This is a genomic window from Thermovibrio ammonificans HB-1, from assembly GCF_000185805.1.
GTDB lineage: Bacteria > Aquificota > Aquificia > Desulfurobacteriales > Desulfurobacteriaceae > Thermovibrio > Thermovibrio ammonificans.
The window spans coordinates 1260140-1279593 of record NC_014926.1 but is presented as its reverse complement, the minus strand read 5'-3'; the positions used below and the strand labels follow the sequence as shown (position 1 = coordinate 1279593).

Below are 19454 nucleotides of genomic sequence, written 5' to 3'. Positions count from 1 at the left end.
ATGAAAGTGACGATTATCCCTTCGGGGCCGTTTATAGTTAACACTTTGCTCCTTTGGGATGAAGGTAGCAAGAAGGCGGCACTTGTTGACCCTGCCGACAGGAAGGCCGTTGAGGAGGCCCAAGATGTTGCAGACAGAAAGGGGCTCGATGTGGTTTACATTCTCAACACCCACGAGCACCCCGACCATACTGCTGCCAACTCCTGGGCGAAGCTTACCTTCCCCAACGCGGAGCTTCTAATCCACGAAGATGGTGCAAAACACCTAAATTTCTGGACTCAGAGCGAGATAGGCCAATTGGCCGGAGCCGAGTTTTCACCTCCTCCCGACAGGAGACTTAGGGGGGGAGAGGTTCTGAAGCTCGGCAGCTTAGAGTTTAAGGTGATACACACGCCCGGACACTCGCCCGGTAGCGTCTGTTTCTTCTTCCCCTCCGAGAAGCTCGCCGTTGTCGGAGACCTCATCTTTAAAGGCAGCATAGGCCGTTACGACCTGCCCATGAGCGACTACTTCCAGCTTAAAAGCTCTATACTGCGCTTCCTACAGTCCGTTCCCAGAGATACCCTAATAGTGCCGGGCCACGGAGAGACCACCACAGTAGAGGAAGAGCTTCAAACCAACCCCTTCATTAAAGAGCTGGTGGGATGACCCTCGGAACCCATATGCTCGCTGCTGTAGTTGCCTCGCTCGCCCTCAACCTGCCCCTCATTCCGGCCCTTTTGGGAGCCCTTCTCCCCGACCTCGACCTTAAAAAGGGCCTTCCCTTCCCTCCCAAAAGGACCCTCTTCAACGCCCACAGGGGAATCACCCACCACCTTCTCTGGCTCCCGGTGCTCTTTATGGCCTCTCTGTGGGTTAAAGACTTCATTAACCACACCTTAGGGGTGTGGCTCCTCTCCTTTACCGTGGGCTTTGCCACCCACCTTCTCTTAGATGCCTTAACTCCCCTCGGCATTCCCTACAAGCACACCTACTACCCGAGGTTATCCCTAAAACTCTTTAAAACAGGGAAGCTCGGAGAGCTTTTTGTTATACTTATCCTGCTCTTTGTTATCCTTTACCAGGTTCAACACGAAAATCTGAACTACTTAGAAATTCTCGGCTTGGGAGGTTTAAATGAAGTTCTTCATTGATACGGCCGATATTAACGAGATAAAGCAGGCCATGGAGATGGGCCTCATAGACGGCGTAACCACCAACCCCACCCTCGTTTCAAAAACCGGCAGGCCGTTCCTGGAGGTTGCAAAAGAGATACTTGAAACGGTTCCGGGCCCTGTGAGCCTTGAAGTTGTGAGCCTCGATACCCAAGGTATGGTAGACGAGGCCCGTCAGCTTGCGAAGCTCGGCGACAACGTTGTTATCAAGATACCCATGACAACAGAGGGGCTCAGGGCCGTTAAAATCCTCTCTGCCGAAGGTATAAAGACCAACGTTACCCTCGTATTCTCTCCCCTTCAGGCCCTTCTTGCTGCAAAGGCTGGAGCAACCTACGTCTCTCCCTTTGTCGGCAGGCTCGACGACATCGGCCACGAGGGGATGGAGCTTATAGCGCAGATAGTTCAGATATACGACAACTACGGCTTTGAAACGGAGATAATAGTTGCCAGCATAAGGCACCCGCAGCACGTTCTCCAGGCTGCGCTGCTCGGAGCCGACATAGCTACCATTCCCTTTAAAGTTATCAAGCAGCTGGCGAAGCATCCACTTACGGACATAGGTATAGAGAGGTTCCTTGAGGACTGGGCAAAAGTTCCCGATAAGGACCAAATTTTTAAGAAGTAGGGGCCCTGCGGCCAAGGAGGGGGGTTGTGGAGTTTAACGGTGAAAACCTGAAAATTGAGAAGGTGAAACAGGCGCTCCACCTCGTAAAGGAGAGCCTTAAAGAGCTTGAAGAGGTGGAGTACGTTGTGGAGCTCTTGGGCAAGGAGCTCGAGGAGTATAAAAGCCTTGTTGACAAAGAGTCCTTTATACCGAAGGCCAAGTTTGTGAAGCAGAGGATTGGAAGGCTCATAGAGCGTATGAAGTACGTTAGCGACGAGAGCCTGGCCTGTGTGGTTATCAGGCTCTCCCTTTTCGGAGACATCCCGCCGACCGAGAAGAAGTCGATTATAGACTACATAGCAACCTACATAGACGGCCACATAAGGCCGAGCGATATGCTCTTTAAGGTAGACGACTCTACAATCGGGATAATCTTCCCCCTGAAGAACAGGGCAGACCTCCAGGTGATTCTCAAGCGGCTTGATACAATGCTCTTGAACTTAAAGGCCAAAACCTACAGTAACAGGAATATCCTCCTCAACTACAAAATAGAGAGCTTCTTTATCGAGAAGGACTGCACTGCCAACAGCGTTATTGAGAGGTGTAAAGGGGGGAAAGAGTAGCGGAGCGGCCGCTACTCTATAATCTCGAGAACTGCCCTCTTGCCCATCTTGGTTGCAGCTGCAGAGAGGAGGGTTCTGAGGGCTTTGGCGGTTCTTCCCTGCCTGCCGATAACCTTACCGAGGTCTTTGGGGTCAACCTTGAGCTCTATAACTATTGTCCTCTCCCCTTCGGTTTCGGTTACCTGAACTGCGTCGGGGTTGTCTACAAGCCTCTTTGCTACACACTCAACCATCTCTTTCAGGTTGGACATGGTCTACCTCCCGTTACTGCATCGCCTTTTTGATGAGTGAAGCCACCCTTGGGGTAGGCTCTGCTCCCTTTGCGAGCCACTCCTTGGTTTTCTCTACGTCCAGCTGGAGCTCCTTAGACTTGGGGTTGTAGGTGCCGAGGATATCTACCGCCCTTCCGTCCCTCTTAGACATAGCCTCTGCTACTACAATCTTGTAAACGGGGAGCTTCTTCCTACCCATCTTCTTTAACCTTATCTTAACCAACGGCCTCCTCCTATCATAGAGATTTTGAGGTCTAATTTTAGCCTAAACCGCCCCGAGTTCAACCCTTACATAAAGGGGAACGGGAACCTTCCTCCCTTCTTCGCCAGCTTTTTCTGCATCTTCCTCATCTGCTTCATTGCCATTTTCATCTGGACGAACTGCTTCAGCAGGGCGTCTACCTCCTTTACCGATGTTCCGCTTCCCCTGGCTATTCTCCTCTTCCTGCTGGCGTTTATGATTGCGTGGTTTCTCCTCTCTTCGGGCGTCATGGAGTTTATTATCGCTTCTATGCGTTTGAGCTTCTTGTCGTCTATTACCTCCTCCAGCTGTTTCAGGATTTTCTGGCTTCCCAGTCCGGGAATCATCCTGATTACCTGCTGGAGCGGCCCGAGCCGCTGAATCATCTGTAGCTGTTTCCTGAAGTCCTCGAGGGTGAACTCACCCGACAGCAGCTTCTCCTGCATAGAGAGGGCCTCTTTCTCGTCTATGACCTCTTGGGCCTTCTCTACGAGGGAGACGATATCTCCCATACCCAAGATTCTGGAGGCCACCCTGTCGGGGTAGAAGGGCTGGAAGTCCTCTATCTTCTCGCCTACGCCTGCGAACTTTATAGGCTTTCCCGTTACCCCTTTAACCGAAAGGGCAACCCCGCCCCTTGCGTCTGAGTCCATCTTTGTGAGGACTATTCCGGTCATTCCTACGGCCTCGTTGAAGGCCTTGGCGATGTTCACCGACTCCTGGCCGGTCATTGCGTCTATTACGAAGAGCACTTCGTCGGGGTTAGTCTCTTCCTTTATGCGTTTTGCCTCTTCAAGGAGCTCTTCGTCTATGTGGAGCCTTCCGGCCGTGTCTATAATGAGAACGTCGTAGTTCTCCTCTTTGGCCTTTTTAAGGGCGTCTTTGGCTATTTTTACGGCGTCCTTTTCATCCTCTTCGAGGAAGACGGGAACGCCTATCTTGTCGCCCAGCTTTTTCAGCTGGAGCATCGCGGCCGGCCTGTAAACGTCGGCCGAGGTGAGGAGCACTTTTTTCCCCTGTTTTTTCAGGTAGTTCGCCAGTTTGGCGGCCGTTGTTGTCTTTCCCGAACCTTGAAGGCCTATCAGGAGTATAACTGCCGGTTTGCTTTTGAGCTCCAGCTTGGCACCCTCTCCGCCGAGGGCCTCTACGAGCTCATCGTAGACGATTTTTACCAGCTGTTGCGCCGGGTTTACCCCCTTTACAACTTCGGCGCCGAGTGCCTTCTCTTTTATGTCGTTTATGAACTTGGAGACAACCTTGTAGTTAACGTCGGCTTCAAGGAGCGCCAGCTTTATCTCCCTTAAGCCCTTGTTGAGGGTCTCCTGGTCTATTCTGCCCTTTCTGCCGATTTTCTCTATGGCAGACTGGACTCTTTCGGCCAGAGCGTCGAACATCTACTCCTCCTCTAAGGGGATTTCTACTCCTGCCATCGCCTCTACGAACCTGTCGCCCCAGAGCTTCCTGAACACCTCTATCGCCTTCTCCCCGGTGCAGTGGCAGGGGGCAACGAACTGGGTGAAGCGCTGAAGCTCTTTTGCCGTTTCCTCTACTTCGGCGTCTGTTGCCCTGAACAGGTGAAATCCGCCTACCGTTAGGAACAGAGTTTCACCGGTTATGGAAACGGCCTTTTTTGCAATCTCAACTATTGAAGGGTGGGAACACCCGGTTATCAGCACCGGTCCCAGCTGGGTGGTTACTATTAAGGCCTGTTCGTAGGCGGGAGCTTCAAGCCCCGTCTCCATAATCCCCGTGGATATCGCTCTGCTGCTTATGTAGGTCGGCCCGGTAACCGGAACGCACACGGCGGTTTCGGGCAGTTTCTCTTCAACCTCTATGCAGTCGGGCTCGGGAACGAAGATTTCTACGTCGGGTCTTTCTTTGACTATGAGCTCCAGTCCTCCCACATGGTCCCAGTGGTTGTGGGAGATGAAGAGTTTGTCGGCGTCTTCGGGGTCTACGCCGGCCCTTGCCATGTTCTCTTTGAGGATTTCCGGTTTTGCCCCGGTGTCAAAGAGTATGTTCTCCTCTTCGAGCTCTACAAGGGCGGAAAAGCCCCAGTCTGCCTTAAAGCCCTCTACGGCCCTGTTGTCGTAAAGTATTGTTAGCCTTTCCACATCTCCTCCCTTTTGGGTTGAGTTTAAATTTACGCTTTTTTATGGTGTGTGCACGGTAGCTTTTCGGCCGGAATTTTCCTATATTATTTACCTGTCAAATGCCCGGGTGGCGGAATTGGCAGACGCGCAGGACTCAGGATCCTGTGGCCGCAAGGCCGTGCGGGTTCAAATCCCGCCCCGGGCACCACTTCTCAACCCTTCCCTCTCTTTCATTCCGGTTTGCGAATATTAGGCGGGCGTTTTTATTCTTAAAACGGAATTAATTCTGAATCGGTGTTCATCTATGGAAAGAGAGGGCCACCACGGTGCCCCCTTCCCTCTTTTCCCGCTTTACCTCTTTGAAACCGAGCCTTTTTAAGAGGTTTACCAGGTGGCTGTCGGCGGGAAGCTCTATGTAGAGCTTTTTGTAGAACTCCTTACACAGCTTCACCAGACTCTCGGTTATCCTGCCTTCCCCTTCTTCAACAAATATGTGGGATATCTTGTGGGTCCCTCCGCTGTTTTTGCCGTTTTTCATTACCGCAGCAAACCCTATCAGCCTCCCCTCCTTTACAACCCCCCAAATGTGGTGAAACGGCACGATTACCTCCGAGAGGTACTTCCTTACCTCCGTCTCCCTTTCGACGCTTGGTTTCCTGCACGGAGGGAAGTTCCCGGCAAACCGGCAGAACTCCCTCAGGAAGAGCTTCCTGAACTGGTTCATTAGGGTAACGTCTTCGTTGATAACGATGATGTTGACTGTCGGCTCTTTCGGCGACTCTTCAAAGTTTGCCGTGAGCCACCTGAGGAAACTTTCCCACAGCTTAAACATAATCTACTCCCCCCACTAACAGATTTCTTCTCTGTTGATGATTACCGGAACCGAAACGCCTCCGGCCTCCTCGCAGCAGTAGCGGCCGCAGTGGGCCGGCGGGCAGATTCCCGCAGACTGGGTGAGGAAGTGCTTCAGCTCAAGGTGGAACTCCTGTAGGTAGGGCGTTTCCTTTACCGTGAACCTCAGAGGGATTTTGGCTTGTAGGAGCTGCTTTATGCAGGGGTTGTCCAGGCGTTGCAGGAGGTTGAGAAGCTCATCTTTCAAACTCTTCCTGCACTTCCCGATGAGGATACAGTTCGTAAGGGCTTTGATTTTAATTCCGTTTAATACGTTCTCCGAGGTTCTTACAATCTCTTCTCTTTTGAGCCTCGGCCAGAGGGCGCTGTTTCTCAAAACCCCCAGCCAGTAAGTTTTAGAGGAGGACTTTACGAGGCTGAAAACGTGCTCTTCGGGTAAGAAGATTTTAAATATCCCGGGTTGGTCGTCGAGAAAAGTTAGAACGTTTTGAAGGGTAAGAGGTATAGCTCTACGCCAAACCAACTCGTCTCCCCCTCGTGGTTATTGAATAATTTCTTTGACTGAAATCTAAACTCTTAAATTCACCGTTTTCCAGAAAATAATTTAACTTTGGGAGGTATCGGCCGTGGAAAGGTTGGTTGAGTTGGCTAAAAACCCTGATAGAGTTGTTGTTCTAACCGGTGCCGGTATAAGCGCCGAGAGCGGAATTCCCACCTTCAGGGGGAAAGACGGCCTGTGGAACAGGTATAACCCCACAGAGCTTGCAACCTTTGAAGCCTTTGAGAGAGACCCACTTCTCGTTTGGCAGTGGTACCTGTGGCGGATGCACCTGATTGCAAACGCCTCCCCCAACCCCGGCCACTACGCGTTGGCCCGTATGGAGAGGCTTTACCCCAGCTTCCTCCTTGTAACTCAGAACGTAGACGGCCTCCACAGGGAAGCCGGCTCTAAGAATATAGTAGAGCTTCACGGCAACATCTTCGAGGGGAAGTGCCGCTACTGCGGTAAGCACTATTCAGAGAGGGAGTTTGCCGAGCTCTTCCCCTTTGCCGATAAGTCCTTTCTGCGCTCTGTAACCGAGCAAGAGCTTAAAGAGAGGGTTTTCCCCGAGCTTCGCCGAAACCTTCCGGTCTGTAAAAGGTGCGGAGAGCTTGTAGGGCCCGGCGTTGTCTGGTTCGGTGAGGAGCTTCCCCCCGCAGCCTTAGAGTCTGCCCTTAGGGCCTCCTCTGCCGCTGAGCTCTTCTTCTCGGTTGGAACCTCGGCTGTTGTTCAGCCGGCCGCCTCTTTACCCCTGGTGGCCAAGCGTTCGGGGGCAATCCTCGTAGAGGTTAACCCCGAAGAGACTCCCCTTTCTGCCCGCTGCGACTTCGTTTTTCGGGAGTCTGCTGCCTCTTTCCTTCCCCGCTTTGTTGAGGCTTTAAGCTCCCGATAGAGTAGGAGCAGAGGAAGAACCTGTGTCTCCCAAGCCTGTACTCCCTTAACACGTGCCCTTCTGGCCTTTGGGAGAGGAAGAGGCTCTCTTTTGGGGGGTGCTCTGTAAACCTTAGGAGCTCGTTCCTGCCCCTCTCAACGTAGAAACAGAGCTGGAGGTATGTGGTTTTTGTGAAAAGCGGGTATCCGGCAGAGTCCTTTACTATTTGGGCCGCAACCTCCCTAACAGGAGGGTACTTAAACTGGGCTATCGGGTAGTAGTAGGAGCTGTAGAACCCTCGCAGAATGAGCATGAGCGAGGCAACGAGGATAACCGTGTAGGTGAAGTTGAAACGCGGTATAAACAGGAAGTAAAGTGCGTATAGGAATATGAGGAAGGTTACCGTACACTGCAGGGTTAGGGAGGGGTTCTTCGTTGCGACAACCCCTGCCACGATGCCCACCAGAACAATCACCTGGGCCGTGAACTTTAAAATCTCCTTTGCCCTCTTGTGGAGCACTTTGCTTTCAGAGAGGAGCCACCCGCCGTACAGGGCCAGAACCGGCAGCGCCGGCATCAGGTAGCGAAGCCTTGTTCCCGGGAAGAGCCAGTAGATAACCCCGTTAACTGCAAACCAGGTTAGGAAGAGCTTCGGGTAGAATTCTTCCCCCTTTAACCCCCTTTTTCGCCACGCCCAGAGCAGCATCGCCGACCAGGGGAGCGTTGCCGCTAAAAGCCTGAACGGATAGCTCAGGTAGCGCTTTAAAGCCTTCAGAGCCGAGAAGTGCTCAGGGGCCCTTGCCGTTACCTCTGCAAGGAGGGTCTCTATCGCCTTCTCCCGATTGACGCTTGCCACCCACAGCAGGAACGGCGTTAGCCCCACTGCCGCCCCTACAAGGTGCTCCTTAGAGAGGAAGACTCTCGGCTCTTTTCTTAAAAGGGCGTAAGTTGCGGGCATGAGTAGGAAGAAGGCCAGTGCCGGTAACCCCTTTGTAAGCAGGGCAAGGGAGGTGAAAAAGTAACCCGCCGTCCAGGCGGCGTATCTCCTTCCCGCTTCAAAGAGGTAGAGCCAGCTCAGGACTGCTGCCGCGTTAAAGAGGGTAAACAGGGTGTCGGGTTCGCACTTTGTCCCGTAGCCTACAAGGACCATAAAGAAAGTAGGGTAGATTAGGGCCCCGAAGAGCGCCCCCCTTTTGCCTACAAACTTCTTACCCAGCAGGTAGATTAAGGCAGCCGTTGCTATTACCGCTACCGCCGACGGGAGCCTCAGGGAAACCTCGCAAACGCTTCCCGCAATGACCGAAAAGAGGGAAGTTATCCACTCGTGTAGGGGGGGTTTTTTAAAGTAGGGAACTCCCAAAACCGTAGGCTGCAGGAAGTTGTGGGTTTTAAGCATCTCGAAGGTGATTATTCCCCTCCTGGGCTCCTCGTGGATGAGGACAAGGGTTCCGATGTTTATGAGGAAGGCTACAAAGAGGAAGCCGAGGAACCACTTTAGGAGTTTACTCTCCCAGTTTCTTTCCATCTTTACCAACCTCTACGAAGAACTCCTTCGGAACGTCGGGCTTTTCGCCTACAGGGTGGAACTCAACCTCTACCGCTCCGCAGCTGGGGCAGCGGAAGTAGCTTATCCACATCTCTTTTTCCCCGATAATCTCTTTTATGTCCCCTTCCCGGTTTACGTTCCGTGAGCCTATGTAGGTGAACTCCCCTGCGTTCCCGCAGGTTGAACACTTCATGAGTCGGGTATACTTCCCCATGTTGAAGCTCCTTATATTTAGCTTGGGTAATTTTATTGGAGTTTTCGAATGCTGAAAGATAAGCGGTTTTGGTTTGTTGTCCTGCTTGCCTTCGTCCTGCTTGTTCTCCCCGGAGGCCTCTACACCGCCTTCGATAAAGACGAGCCCAAGTACCTTGAGGCCGCCTGGGAGATGGTAAAGAGGGGAGATTACATAACCCCTTACTACAACTACCAGTATAGGTTCGACAAGCCGGTGCTTATCTACTGGCTGATTGTTGCAGGCTACAAACTCTTCGGCGTAGGAGAGTTCGGCGGGCGGTTCTTCGTTTCCCTCTTTGGGGTCTTTACGGTTGCCCTCCTCTACTGGTGGCTGAATAGGTGGAAGGGGAGGGAGTTTGCCTTCTGGGGTTCACTTGTCCTCCTTTCCCTTCTGGATTTCATAGTTATGTCCTCGGTTGCAATGCCCGATATAGTGCTCACCTTCTTTATATCTGCGGCCCTTATCTTCTTTTTTGAGGGGTATAAGAGGCGAAGTAACCTCTTTTACAACCTGGCCTTTGTGGCGGCCGGTTTCGCAACCCTCACAAAGGGCCCCGTAGGGCTCGTTCTTCCCGGTTTGGTGGCCGTTATCTTCCTGGCGCTCCGGAGGGAGCTCATCTCTACTTTAAAGGGTATTCCGTGGCTTTCGGGCTTTTTGCTCTACTTTGCCGTAGTTCTTCCCTGGTATGCGGCGATATTTGTTAAACACGGTCGTCAGTTCTTTATGGACTTCATAGTCTTCCATAACATCCACAGGTTTACCGGTAAGATTCCGGGCCACCCTACCCAGTGGTGGTACTACTTTGCAAACTACTTCTGGCTCTACCTGCCCTGGTCCCTCTTCTTCCCCTTTGCCCTTTACAAGCTCTACAGGCAGAGGGAACACTTGGGAGACGACGTTCTCGAGTACAGCCTTGTTTGGTTCTTTACCGTTTTTGCCTTTTTCCAGATTGCTCACACGAAGCTCGCCCACTACCTGCTCCCCTCCTTTCCCGCCTTTGCCGTTATAGTGACCTGGTACCTTTTGAGGTTCAGGGACAGGCTCCCTGTTTACCTTACAGCCGCCCTCTTCCTGCTGCTCGCCGTGGTGGGTGTGGCCTTCTGGCTTTACAAGGGGTGGCCGGTTGTGGGGCTGCTCTTTGTTGCTCCTCCGCTGATTGGAGCCCTTTGGGCCCTGTGGAGCAAGGAGGCGTTAAGGCCGATAACTTACGGCTTTCTTGCCGGTATGCTCCTGTTTAAGTGGATAACCCTTCCTTCTCTTCAGCCCCTCAGGGCAAAGCCCGCTGTTGGCGATGAGCTCCGCTCTATAGTTGAGAAGTGCAGGGAGTGCCGGGTGGTTTTCCTCAGCTACACCAGCCCCGAGATTGTTTACAGGTTCAGGGAAGGGCCTATTCCCGATTTGGGCGTCGGTAAGGTGAAAAAGCTGCTCTCTTTAAGGAAGCCCGTTGTTGTTGTTACCAGGGAGAACAGGCTTAAAAGGCTTGAAGGGGTAAAATATCACGTCCTCTTCAGACGGAAGGAGCTTCTTACCAACCACACCCTTGTAGTCATCTCCAACTACTCTAAGGAGCGGTTAGATGGAGGAGATTAGGAAGATTTCGGTTGTTATTCCCGTCTTCAACGAGGAGGAGAACGTCCCCCTCCTTTACGAGAAGCTGAAAGGTGTTCTGGAGAAGCTCCCCTACGACTACGAGATAATATTTGTAGACGACGGGAGCACAGACAGAACCCCTCGGGTTCTTGAGGAGATAGCCGCTAAGGACCCGAAGGTTAAGGTTATCGAGTTTGCGAGGAACTTCGGCCAAACGGCGGCTATGGCTGCGGGTATGGACCACGCCACAGGCGACGTGATAATCACCATGGACGGCGACCTTCAGAACGACCCTGAGGACATTCCGAGGCTACTGGAGGAGATAAAGAAGGGTTACGACGTTGTAAGCGGCTGGAGGAAGAACCGGCAGGACGCGGCCATCTCCAGGAAGCTGCCCTCGAAGATTGCCAACTGGCTCATAGGTAAGCTGACAGGAGTGAGGATTCACGACTACGGCTGCACCCTGAAGGCCTACAGGAGCGACGTTATCAAGAGGGTTCGCCTCTACGGAGAGCTTCACCGCTTCATTCCCGCCCTTGCGGCAACAGTTACGTCGGTTGACAGAATAGTGGAGATTCCCGTTAAGCACCACCCCAGGCGTTTCGGGAAATCTAAGTACGGCATATCACGAACCTTTAAGGTTATCTCCGACCTCTTTTTCATCTGGTTCCTCCAGAAGTTTATGCAGAAGCCCATTCACTTTTTCGGGATTCTCGGGCTTATTCTCTTCCTGATTGGGGTTGTTCCGTTCCTCTACTTGGTTTTCCTGAAGCTGACCGGCCACTCAATCGGGGGTAGGCCCCTCCTGATAGTGTCGGTTCTTTTTATCCTTGCCGGTATCCAGATGTTCACAACCGGGATAATTTCCGAGATTCTGATGCGAATCTACTACGAGTCCCAGAACAAAGTCCCCTACGTTATAAGGAGAGCGATTAACTTTGAGCAGGAAGGGTAGTTTAGCGGTATCGTTTGTAATACTTGCGGTTTTTGCCTACTTCCTCTACGAGTACGACGTTATCCCTCGGCTTGCCCAGATGGTTCGCAGGCTCCACCCGGTTTACCTTTTCCTCTCGCTCCTCGTTTACTGTAGCGTTTACTTTTTCAGGGCAAAGCGGTTTGCCCTCCTCTTTCCCCAGATAAAGACCTTAGACCTCTCGGCGGTTATTGCCGTTCACACCTTCTTCAACAACGTGATGCCCTTCCGCTCAGGGGAGGCCTCTTTTCCGATAATTCTGAAGAAGCTCTTCGGGGTAGACGCCTCTGTCTCCTCTACCGCTTTAACGGTTGCCAGGCTCTTAGACCTTTTCTCCCTGGCCCTTCTCTTTCTGGTTTCTGCTCTCTTTGTTGCCGCCGGCAGGTGGGAGCTTATGGTCATTCCGGCCGTTGCCCTTGTTGCCATTCTCCTTTTTGCCTTCCTCGCCTTTAAGCTCGTTAAGCTGCTCAAGGGGCGGTTTGCCGTTTTCGCCACCGTTTTCGCCTTTCTGACCGAGTTTGTCTCCCTTAGGAAGGTGTTTTACATGCTGGGCCTGTCGGTTGCAATCTGGGTCTTCAAGTTCCTGTCGTTCTACTTTATTTTGAGGGCAGCCGGGGTTAACCTGAACTACTTCCAAACGGTTTTTGCCTCTACTTTTGCGGAGCTCACCACCGTTCTGCCGGTTCACAGTGTAGGAGGGTTCGGGACTTTTGAGGCGGGTTTGGTGGGCGGTTTCGCCCTTTTGGGCTTTAAGGGGAGCTACGCTTTAACCGTTGCCTTTTACTTTCACCTTCTGCTCCTTCTCATGTCGGGGCTTTTGGCTTTTGGAGGGTGGCTTTACCTCTCTCGCCGTTTAAGGTAGTTTTTAATCTCCTCTGCAACCTCTTCGGCGGTTTTGCCTTCCGTGTTTACCGTTAAGTGGGCTTTTGTATAGAAGGGGAGTCTGTTCTCGTAGAGCTCTTTCAGCTTCTCCTTCCCCAGTTTCGTTAGGGGCCGGTTTGTGTCTCCCTTTATTCGCTCCCAGAGGGTCTCAAAAGGCGCGTACAGGAAGACCGATACGGCTTTTCTGTTTATCTCCTCTGCGTTGTTCTTGTGGCACGGAGTTCCGCCGCCGGTTGAGATTATGAAGCTCCCTTTACTGCTCAGCAGCTCCCTGAGGAGCTGACTTTCGATTTCCCTGAACCTCTCCTGGCCCTCCTCTCGGAATATTTGCGGGATGGTTTTTCCCGTTCTCTCCTCTATGAGGGAGTCCAGGTCTATAAGGGGAATGCGGAGCTCCCTTTCGAGGAGCTTCCCCACCGTTGATTTGCCGCTTCCCATGAAGCCTACCAGCACCACTTTCACCTTACTTCTCCGGTATTGCGTAAACGGGTTTGTAGCCCCTGTTGGGGAGGCGGGCTACCGTGTCGTCTCCCGTTCCCGGTATCTGGTCGAGCCCGGGGTTTATTACCCTGTTCCCCTGAAGGTAGAAGTGGGTTCTGAAGCAGCCTTTGACCGGAAGCTCTACCTCGCCGGCGGGGTTTGTGAGGATGATTTTGTAGGTGAGGGCCCAGTTAATCGCCTTGTTCAGCTTTAGAACGTTGCCGCTGGTGTAGTTGAAGGGTGCAACGTAGTAGAGGAGGGTTACCGCCGCAACGGCAACCATGAGGAGTCGGAGTTTGGTGGGGAAGCTCTCAACCGCCGAGTAGGGCTTTATCGTGAGGGCGCCATCGTTAATCAGCTTGAGTATGTCGAAGAGCGTGACCCCGTGGTTGTAGACTTCCCAGCTGTTAACCGGCCTTTTGGCGGTCCAGTGGGCCACCAGGAAGGAGGGGGCCCTTTGGACGTTTATGGTTACAATTTCGAAGTGGTCGGGTATCTCGTCTATCTCTTTGAAGAGAGGGTCTCCCACTATTTTTATGAGCTCTTCTTTGTCTATCTCCTTCCCCTCCTCGCACAGCTCGCCGTCGTACAGCTCGAAGTTTGCCGGTATCTCCCCTCTGAGCCACTCCTCTATGAAGGAGATGACTTCGAACTTTGGGTCTCCGGTTGCCCCTTCAACTATAAAGGAGTCTCCCCTGTAGCACAGCGACAGCTCCCGCTGTTTGTAGGGGAGGTAGAGGATTAGCCTTCCGTTCCTATCGGTTGCCATGTCCAGAAGTATCAGAAGGTCTTGGAGTTTGAATATTCTTCCCTTTACTACCTGCATATCACCTGACCCAAGATGACGTTTATGAGGAGCAGGATGAACCCTACCAGTATGAATACCCTTATTCGGGAGTTAACGTAGTGAATCATTCCCGGAACGCTTAGGACGCTCGTTTCTATCTTTTCAAACTTGGGCCCGAACCGCCTTTCAAGCAGGAAACCCAGGCCGATGCCTGTAAAGAGGGCCACAAACGGCTTAAGGGGGACTTCGGCCCTGAAGGGGTCGGGGGGGACGTGGATGAGTAGGGGAACCGTTGAGGCTTTTAGGGTCTCGAAAACGGCCTCTTTAACGAGCTTTTTCTTTATCTCTTCGGCTTTCTGAAGCTCTAATAGGCCGGTGTAGGTAAGGTAGAGGTTGAACAGGACCGTAGGCGAGTGGAGGAAATTTTCTGCCCTCTTGAAGTGTTCAAGGGCCTTCTTGTAGTCTCCCTTTACAAAGGAAACGAAGCCCAAGTCGTTCTCTGCTATGGCCCTGAGCGTTGGGTCTTTGAACTTCATTTTTTTGAGCTCTTCGGCCCTTTGAAGCTCCCCAAGGGCGATGTCGTTTGTTATGAGCTCGAGTTTGCGCCTCTTCTCCTCTCTGATTGCCCTCTCTATGAGGAACGGAGGTGCGTAGCCGTCCCGTTCAACTTTTACTTTGTAGAGGAACTTGGAGCACCTTTCGTAGTCGAGGATGGTTTCGTTTACTGCGTTCAGGGCTATCAGCAGCACTCCCGACAGGGCGAGGAATAGGGTTGTTCTGCGCTTGTTTATGCCGAGGGCCTGTGATACAGCAAGGCCAGTGAGGAAGAAGAAGAGCAGTTTTACCCTGGCAATGGCCGCAAAGGTCAGGGTTACCGTAGAGGCGAGCGTGAGGAGCTGCTTTATTCTGGGGGGTACGCTTGCGTGCTGGAAGTAGAAGATGAACGTGTAGAAGACTATTAGGAATACCAAGGCCTCGAGGGCCCTTTCAACCGGCTGGACGGTAAAGTAGATTCTGTCTATGGTTGTAAGGGAGGTTTCCGGTAGGAGCTCTACTTTGCGGCCTGTAAGGTAGTTGAGCTCGGGGACGAAGGAGATGGGAAGCTCTTCCTTTGCCTTGAGTATCTGTTCAACGTCGCTATTTACCGTTTTTTCGTCTTTTTGGGCTTTTATGTCGTTCTCCAGCTTCTGTAGCAACTGCTTAACCGAGGGAGGGGTGTTCGCAGAGATTGCGGCTACAGGGCTAAATAGCGTTAGAAAGAGCGTTAAGAAAATCGTCAAGGCTTTCATAGTTTTCAATTCCTTTAACACCCCAGGTTTTGTAGCCCAACACTCTTTTGCCCATTTTGAGGGCGTGTCCTATCTCGCTGAGGGTCCCGTATCCCCCGCCGATAGCCACTACGGTCCTTGACGTTGAGACTACTATAACATTTCTGGCGTGGCCCAGCCCAGTGGGAATTTTAATGTCTATAAAGGGATTGGAGAGCTCCTCGTAGTGGGGAAGTATGCCCACTACGAGGCCGCTGGCCTCTTTCGCTCCTTTAGAGGCTCCTTCCATTACGCCGAAGAGCCCCCCGGTAACGAGGGCGTACCCTTTTTCGGCTATCAGGCGGCCGACTTTAACGGCCACCCTGTAGAGTTCGCTCTCTGGAGGGGCCGTGCCGTCTCCTATTACGGAAACTGTTTCCATTACTTCCTTCCCTTAAGGTACTCCACAAGCGGTTCTTTTATCTCTACAAGGCCCAGCTCGTTTATCTCCATCAGGTGAAGTCTCGTGTCGTGGCCGCACAGCCTACATCCGTCTATTCTGAACAGCCGCAGAATGTCTCCCAGCTCCTTTTTAAAGGCCCGTGCTCTGCTCGGCGAGAGCAGGATTTCCTTGGATAGGACCATCGAGCAGTCTACTATGTGCCCTACGGCGTAGCCTCCGGCCGCCTCTGCCGAGAGCTCGTCGTGGCCGCTACGCTTTTGGGAAACAAAGATGGCCGTTTGGTACCACTTCTTCATAAAGTTGAAGAAGGCCCTTACTATGGAGCGGGCGAGCATCTCTTTGGCTTCGTAGAGCCCCGTTATGGAGTCTATGACGGTTCTGTGGCACTTGTAGGTTCTGTATACGTAGGCCAAGGTGTCGAGCATTGTTGGGATGTCGTCTCTGAGTCGGGAGTTGCTTGCGGCATCTATGAGTATGATGTTGTCCTCTATCTCTTCGAAGTTTACCCCCATTGCCGCTGCTCTCTCTTTTAGGCCGGCGGCAACGAAGTTTGCCGGGCTTTCAACCGTTACAAAGCAGACCTTCTGCCCCATTGATGCCTGTTTTATTGTGAACTGCTCTGCCATGAGGCTTTTGCCGGTGTCGGGCATGCCGGTGAGGTTTACCACCGCGTACTCGGGGATGCCTCCTAAGGGTTTTCTTACGGGCTTGCCTTCTTCAATCTCCACTTTGAAAAAGAGGTCGTCGAGCCCTTTTACGCCAGTGGGGACACCTTTGAGTTTGGGGGCCTTTTTGACGGCCTCCCCGAGCACGTATATGTAGTCTTTCATAACTTTCGGTTCTCTCTCTGAGAAGTGCTCTGCCATCTCTTCCTCTCTAACGCTGTTTAACCAAGGTTACTCCCCAGCTGAGGAGCTTCTCGGTCCTTTTCGGCTCCGGAGTTTCGGCGTAGACTCTAAATACCGGCTCCGTTCCAGACGGCCTGAAGAGTATCCAGGAGTCGTCCTCGAAGATAATCTTAACTCCATCTATCGTTAAAATTTTTGAAACTTTTAGCCCTTCCCACTCTTTCGGCGGGTTCTCCTTTATCCTCTCGAGGGCTTTCCTCTCTTCCTCTGTTACCGGAAGGTCCATGCGTTTGTAGTAGGCGGCGCCGAACTCTTTGAAGAGCTCCTCTACCATTTGGGATACGCTCTTTTCCTCTGCAAGCATTTTCTCTACCATTAAGAGGCCCATCAGCAGCCCGTCCCTTTCGGGCAGGTAGTCTACAAGGGCGTAGCCGCCGCTCTCCTCGCCTCCGAACAGGACTTTCTGCCGGAGGATTACCTCTGTGATGTTTTTGAAGCCTACGGGAACCTCTATAAGCTCTATTCCCAGTTTGCGGCAGATTCTATCTACCAGGTAGCCGGTACTTACGGTTTTTACAACCACTCCTTCCCTTCTGCCCTTGTTCCTTATGATGTGGAGCAGTAGCAGGGCGTAAACTATCTGAGAGTTTACGAATTCCCCCTTTTCGTTTACTATTCCGACCCTGTCGCCGTCTCCGTCGTTTGCTATGCCTATGTCGGCCTTCAGGGCCCTTACTTTCTCCATAAGGGCCGTGATGTTCTCCTCTACTATCGGCTCGGGGTGTTTACCTCCGAAGAGGGGGTCTCTGTAGGCGTGGATTTCGGTAACTTCCGCCTTTGTCCCCACCAGCGCTTTGACGAAACAGCCCTGCTGGGCTCCGTACATGGGGTCGTGGACTATTTTCACGCTTTTTTCTTTAAAGAGTGAGAGCTCTATCTGGCTTCTGGCCCCTTCAACGTAGGGGGTTACGAGGTCTTCGAGTTTGGGCTCTCCCTTCGGAGCTTCAAGGCTTTCAACTTCGGGTATGCGTTTCTCTATCTCTTTTGTGAATTCGGTTCGTGCGGCCCCTCCGAAGCTCTCTTTAACTTTGTAGCCGTTGTACTTTCCGTAGTTGTGGGATGCCGTTATTACAACGCCGTTGTCGAAGTTTCCGTATTTTGTGTTGTAGGATACTGCAGGCGTGGGGCAGAACCCGTCTGAGAGAACCGTTTCGAACCCCATTCCGGCGAATATCTCTGCAACGAACCTTCCGTACTCTTCCGAGAGGAACCGAAGGTCGTACCCTACAACAACCCTTTTGGCCCCCTGCTCTTTGAGTAGTTTTCCGTGGGCAAGGGCAACTTTCCTCAGGTTATCGAATGTGAACTCCCTTGAGATTACGCCCCTCCAGCCGTCGGTCCCGAACTTTATCATCTTCCCTCCTTACCTTAGATTATTATCTGAACGGCCCCTATTATGGCGCCGAGGACTCCCCCTAATAGTGTAATGTATTTGAGCTCGTCTGCTATCAGCCTGAGGACTATCTGCTCCACTTCCTCTATCGGTAGAGAGTTTATCCTCTCCTTCACTAAGTTTTCAACGTCGAGGGATTCCATTATTACAGGGAGCTCCGCCTCTATCACCTGCAGGAGCTTCTCCGCTGCCATCTCCGATATCTCCCTGCCGTGTTTCTCGAGGAGGTTGCCTATGAGCTTCGCGAGCTCCCCGCGGATGAAGTTCTCAACTGCCGGGAGCTCCTTTAAGGGTTTTGAGGAGAGCTCCTCTACCCGCTCTGTGAGGGCCTCTTCCAGGAGCTTCTCGAGTCTCTTCCTGGTTTTCCCTTCGATTTTCACTTTTCTGCTGAGGAGTTCCTGGGTTTTCTTCCAGAGCCACTTGGAGACTTTGGCCTTGAACTCCGGGTTCGATGCGTTCTTCTCAACCGCCCCCACAACGAGCCCGGTTATTCTCTCCGTTACCGTTTCGTAAACGGCCGGAGGCAGGAAAGGCACAACCGCCTGGAGTCTCTCTACGTTTTCCCTCACTACGGTGTAGATGAGCTCCTGGAACTCGGGCTTTTTCACCTGTTGGGCCAGATACTCTGCCGCCTCTTCGAGTTTTTCGTCTATCAGGGCCTCTAATTCCCTCTGGAGGCTTTCGGGGAGAAGCTCTCTAACCTCTTTCCCGTTGAGTTTATTTAAGAGAGTATTGAGGAGCTCCTCTCCCTTCTCCTTTACCAGCGAGGGCTCTACGAACTCCTTTAATGGTTTGTCTTCTACTTTCCTGAGGAACTCTGTAACGTACCCTTCAACGTTTCTTGATAGCTCCTTCAGGAAGGAGTCGACAAGCTGAGTTAAACTCTCCCTTACCCTCTCCTCGTTTAGCCTTTTCCTTAAGGTCTCTTCGGTTAACAGGTTCTCTTTGACCACTTTTCCTATGGCCTCTGCAAGCTTCTCCCTCTTTGAGGGGATGAGCCCCGGGGTCAGCGGCAGCTTTATGCCGAACAGGTAGTAAGGCCTCCTCGGCCAGAAGAGCATCTTTATGGCCAGGTAGTTGGTGAAGTACCCTATGAATGCGCCAATGGCCGGAGGCAGTATTTTCTCAACCAAGTTTGAACTCCTCCACTACCGAGTAGATGGGACCTTGGGGGGTGAGTTTGCTCTCTATGAGGGCTACGCTTACTTCTGTTCTCTCGAGGAAAACGTGGTTCTTCATCTTCATTACGAGCTCGTCCAGCTTCCCCCTCCTTCGGAGCTTCTTAATCCTGAGCAGGGTAACGTGGGGTTTAAACTCCCTCTCGGGGGGCAGGCCGAAGGGCATCAGGGCTTGGTCTACCCTCTCTTTAACCGTATAAACGCCTTGGGATTCAACTCCTATCCACAGAACTCTTGGCAGGCCGTTACTCGTAAACGTTCCGAGGCCGGTAAACTTTACCGGGAAGCTCTCGACGCCTTTGAGCCTTCCCCTTAACATCTGGACTATTTGGGGGACTTTTTCCTCCTCTACTTCGCCGATGAACCTGTAGGTGAAGTGGAGGTTGTGGAGCTCAACCCACTTGCCCTCTACTTTCAGGCTCTCAATGGTGCTCCTTACCTTCTTAACTTCCTCCTGGGGAATCTGGACGAAACTGCCCACAAAGAGTCTCTTTCTCACGCCTCCTCCCGTTGGGGGA

Annotated in this window: 24 protein-coding genes and 1 tRNA gene; 9 read left to right on the top strand and 16 right to left on the bottom strand. The window is 52.3% G+C overall.

Translation table 11 applies throughout. The annotated features are described in order from the left end of the window. From THEAM_RS06560 to THEAM_RS06545, 4 genes are read left to right on the top strand one after another with little or no spacing between them, the layout of a single operon-like run. Nucleotides 1-648 carry an MBL fold metallo-hydrolase gene (locus THEAM_RS06560; protein ID WP_013538052.1) on the top strand — a complete coding sequence of 216 codons (648 nt, stop codon included), beginning with the start codon at nucleotides 1-3 and terminating at the stop codon, nucleotides 646-648. Next, nucleotides 645-1133 (top strand): metal-dependent hydrolase, encoded by a 489-nt coding sequence (locus THEAM_RS06555; RefSeq protein WP_013538051.1) that lies wholly within the window; start codon nucleotides 645-647, stop codon nucleotides 1131-1133. The genes THEAM_RS06560 and THEAM_RS06555 overlap by 4 nt, the downstream gene beginning before the upstream one ends. Further along, nucleotides 1117-1782 carry a fructose-6-phosphate aldolase gene (fsa, locus tag THEAM_RS06550; RefSeq protein WP_013538050.1) on the top strand — a complete coding sequence of 222 codons (666 nt, stop codon included), beginning with the start codon at nucleotides 1117-1119 and terminating at the stop codon, nucleotides 1780-1782. Before THEAM_RS06555 ends, fsa begins: the two co-directional genes overlap by 17 nt. 26 nt (nucleotides 1783-1808) lie before the next feature. Next, a complete protein-coding gene (locus THEAM_RS06545; protein ID WP_013538049.1) occupies nucleotides 1809-2384 on the top strand; it encodes a hypothetical protein in 576 nt (191 codons plus the stop codon). Between the two features lie 11 nt (nucleotides 2385-2395). Here THEAM_RS06545 and THEAM_RS06540 read toward each other — a convergent pair whose 3' ends face one another. The 4 genes from THEAM_RS06540 to THEAM_RS06525 all read right to left on the bottom strand — a co-directional run bounded on the left by THEAM_RS06540 (nucleotide 2396) and on the right by THEAM_RS06525 (nucleotide 5011). Further along, nucleotides 2396-2635, bottom strand: a complete 240-nt coding sequence (locus THEAM_RS06540) for a KH domain-containing protein (RefSeq protein ID WP_013538048.1) — start codon at nucleotides 2633-2635, stop codon at nucleotides 2396-2398. Between the two features lie 13 nt (nucleotides 2636-2648). Further along, nucleotides 2649-2879, bottom strand: coding sequence for a 30S ribosomal protein S16 (gene rpsP, locus THEAM_RS06535; RefSeq protein WP_013538047.1), 231 nt, complete (start codon nucleotides 2877-2879; stop codon nucleotides 2649-2651). A gap of 65 nt (nucleotides 2880-2944) precedes the next feature. Next, a complete protein-coding gene (ffh, locus tag THEAM_RS06530) occupies nucleotides 2945-4291 on the bottom strand; it encodes a signal recognition particle protein (protein ID WP_013538046.1) in 1347 nt (448 codons plus the stop codon). Then, nucleotides 4292-5011 (bottom strand): MBL fold metallo-hydrolase, encoded by a 720-nt coding sequence (locus THEAM_RS06525; RefSeq protein WP_013538045.1) that lies wholly within the window; start codon nucleotides 5009-5011, stop codon nucleotides 4292-4294. It lies immediately after the preceding gene. A 100-nt stretch (nucleotides 5012-5111) separates the two neighbouring features. Here THEAM_RS06525 and THEAM_RS06520 point away from each other — a divergent pair. Further along, nucleotides 5112-5198, top strand: a tRNA-Leu gene (locus tag THEAM_RS06520). 90 nt (nucleotides 5199-5288) lie between these two features. On the opposite strand, the gene THEAM_RS06515 is transcribed toward THEAM_RS06520, so the two are convergent. Next, complete coding sequence (locus THEAM_RS06515) at nucleotides 5289-5822, bottom strand: GNAT family N-acetyltransferase (RefSeq protein ID WP_013538044.1); 534 nt, start codon at nucleotides 5820-5822, stop codon at nucleotides 5289-5291. 15 nt (nucleotides 5823-5837) lie between these two features. Then, nucleotides 5838-6365, bottom strand: a complete 528-nt coding sequence (locus THEAM_RS06510; RefSeq protein ID WP_013538043.1) for a hypothetical protein — start codon at nucleotides 6363-6365, stop codon at nucleotides 5838-5840. A gap of 103 nt (nucleotides 6366-6468) precedes the next feature. Here THEAM_RS06510 and THEAM_RS06505 point away from each other — a divergent pair, with 103 nt between their 5' ends. Then, nucleotides 6469-7275, top strand: a complete 807-nt coding sequence (locus tag THEAM_RS06505; RefSeq protein WP_013538042.1) for an SIR2 family NAD-dependent protein deacylase — start codon at nucleotides 6469-6471, stop codon at nucleotides 7273-7275. On the opposite strand, the gene THEAM_RS06500 is transcribed toward THEAM_RS06505, so the two are convergent. After that, nucleotides 7172-8779, bottom strand: coding sequence for an ArnT family glycosyltransferase (locus THEAM_RS06500; protein ID WP_013538041.1), 1608 nt, complete (start codon nucleotides 8777-8779; stop codon nucleotides 7172-7174). The genes THEAM_RS06505 and THEAM_RS06500 overlap by 104 nt on opposite strands. Next, a complete protein-coding gene (locus THEAM_RS06495; RefSeq protein ID WP_013538040.1) occupies nucleotides 8757-9014 on the bottom strand; it encodes a hypothetical protein in 258 nt (85 codons plus the stop codon). The genes THEAM_RS06500 and THEAM_RS06495 overlap by 23 nt, the downstream gene beginning before the upstream one ends. Nucleotides 9015-9062: 48 nt before the next feature. Here THEAM_RS06495 and THEAM_RS06490 point away from each other — a divergent pair, with 48 nt between their 5' ends. Genes THEAM_RS06490 through THEAM_RS06480 form a run of 3 tightly spaced genes read left to right on the top strand, consistent with a single transcriptional unit; the run spans nucleotide 9063 to nucleotide 12460 of the window. Next, a complete protein-coding gene (locus tag THEAM_RS06490; protein ID WP_013538039.1) occupies nucleotides 9063-10625 on the top strand; it encodes an ArnT family glycosyltransferase in 1563 nt (520 codons plus the stop codon). After that, entirely contained in the window at nucleotides 10612-11580 is a 969-nt protein-coding gene (locus THEAM_RS06485) for a glycosyltransferase family 2 protein (RefSeq protein ID WP_013538038.1), read from the top strand. The genes THEAM_RS06490 and THEAM_RS06485 overlap by 14 nt, the downstream gene beginning before the upstream one ends. Further along, complete coding sequence (locus THEAM_RS06480) at nucleotides 11564-12460, top strand: lysylphosphatidylglycerol synthase transmembrane domain-containing protein (RefSeq protein WP_013538037.1); 897 nt, start codon at nucleotides 11564-11566, stop codon at nucleotides 12458-12460. Before THEAM_RS06485 ends, THEAM_RS06480 begins: the two co-directional genes overlap by 17 nt. Here THEAM_RS06480 and THEAM_RS06475 read toward each other — a convergent pair. From THEAM_RS06475 to thpR, 8 genes are read right to left on the bottom strand one after another with little or no spacing between them, the layout of a single operon-like run. Further along, on the bottom strand, nucleotides 12436-12942 hold the full coding sequence (locus tag THEAM_RS06475; protein ID WP_013538036.1) for a shikimate kinase: 507 nt from the start codon (nucleotides 12940-12942) through the stop codon (nucleotides 12436-12438). The two genes, THEAM_RS06480 and THEAM_RS06475, sit on opposite strands and share 25 nt — an antisense overlap. A gap of 1 nt (nucleotide 12943) precedes the next feature. Next, the gene (locus tag THEAM_RS06470; RefSeq protein WP_013538035.1) at nucleotides 12944-13786 is read right to left on the bottom strand and encodes a hypothetical protein; all 843 of its coding nucleotides are present in this window, start codon (nucleotides 13784-13786) and stop codon (nucleotides 12944-12946) included. Continuing rightward, nucleotides 13777-15036, bottom strand: coding sequence for a hypothetical protein (locus tag THEAM_RS06465; protein ID WP_013538034.1), 1260 nt, complete (start codon nucleotides 15034-15036; stop codon nucleotides 13777-13779). The genes THEAM_RS06470 and THEAM_RS06465 overlap by 10 nt, the downstream gene beginning before the upstream one ends. Continuing rightward, nucleotides 14990-15436 (bottom strand): TIGR00725 family protein, encoded by a 447-nt coding sequence (locus THEAM_RS06460; protein WP_013538033.1) that lies wholly within the window; start codon nucleotides 15434-15436, stop codon nucleotides 14990-14992. The genes THEAM_RS06465 and THEAM_RS06460 overlap by 47 nt, the downstream gene beginning before the upstream one ends. Continuing rightward, nucleotides 15436-16323 (bottom strand): KaiC domain-containing protein, encoded by an 888-nt coding sequence (locus tag THEAM_RS06455; protein ID WP_013538032.1) that lies wholly within the window; start codon nucleotides 16321-16323, stop codon nucleotides 15436-15438. Before THEAM_RS06455 ends, THEAM_RS06460 begins: the two co-directional genes overlap by 1 nt. 10 nt (nucleotides 16324-16333) lie before the next feature. Further along, the gene (locus THEAM_RS06450) at nucleotides 16334-17719 is read right to left on the bottom strand and encodes a phosphoglucomutase/phosphomannomutase family protein (protein ID WP_013538031.1); all 1386 of its coding nucleotides are present in this window, start codon (nucleotides 17717-17719) and stop codon (nucleotides 16334-16336) included. Nucleotides 17720-17733: 14 nt separating this feature from the next. After that, nucleotides 17734-18891, bottom strand: a complete 1158-nt coding sequence (locus THEAM_RS06445) for a DUF445 family protein (RefSeq protein ID WP_013538030.1) — start codon at nucleotides 18889-18891, stop codon at nucleotides 17734-17736. Next, nucleotides 18884-19435, bottom strand: a complete 552-nt coding sequence (gene thpR, locus THEAM_RS06440; RefSeq protein ID WP_013538029.1) for an RNA 2',3'-cyclic phosphodiesterase — start codon at nucleotides 19433-19435, stop codon at nucleotides 18884-18886. The genes THEAM_RS06445 and thpR overlap by 8 nt, the downstream gene beginning before the upstream one ends. Nucleotides 19436-19454: the final 19 nt, after the last annotated feature.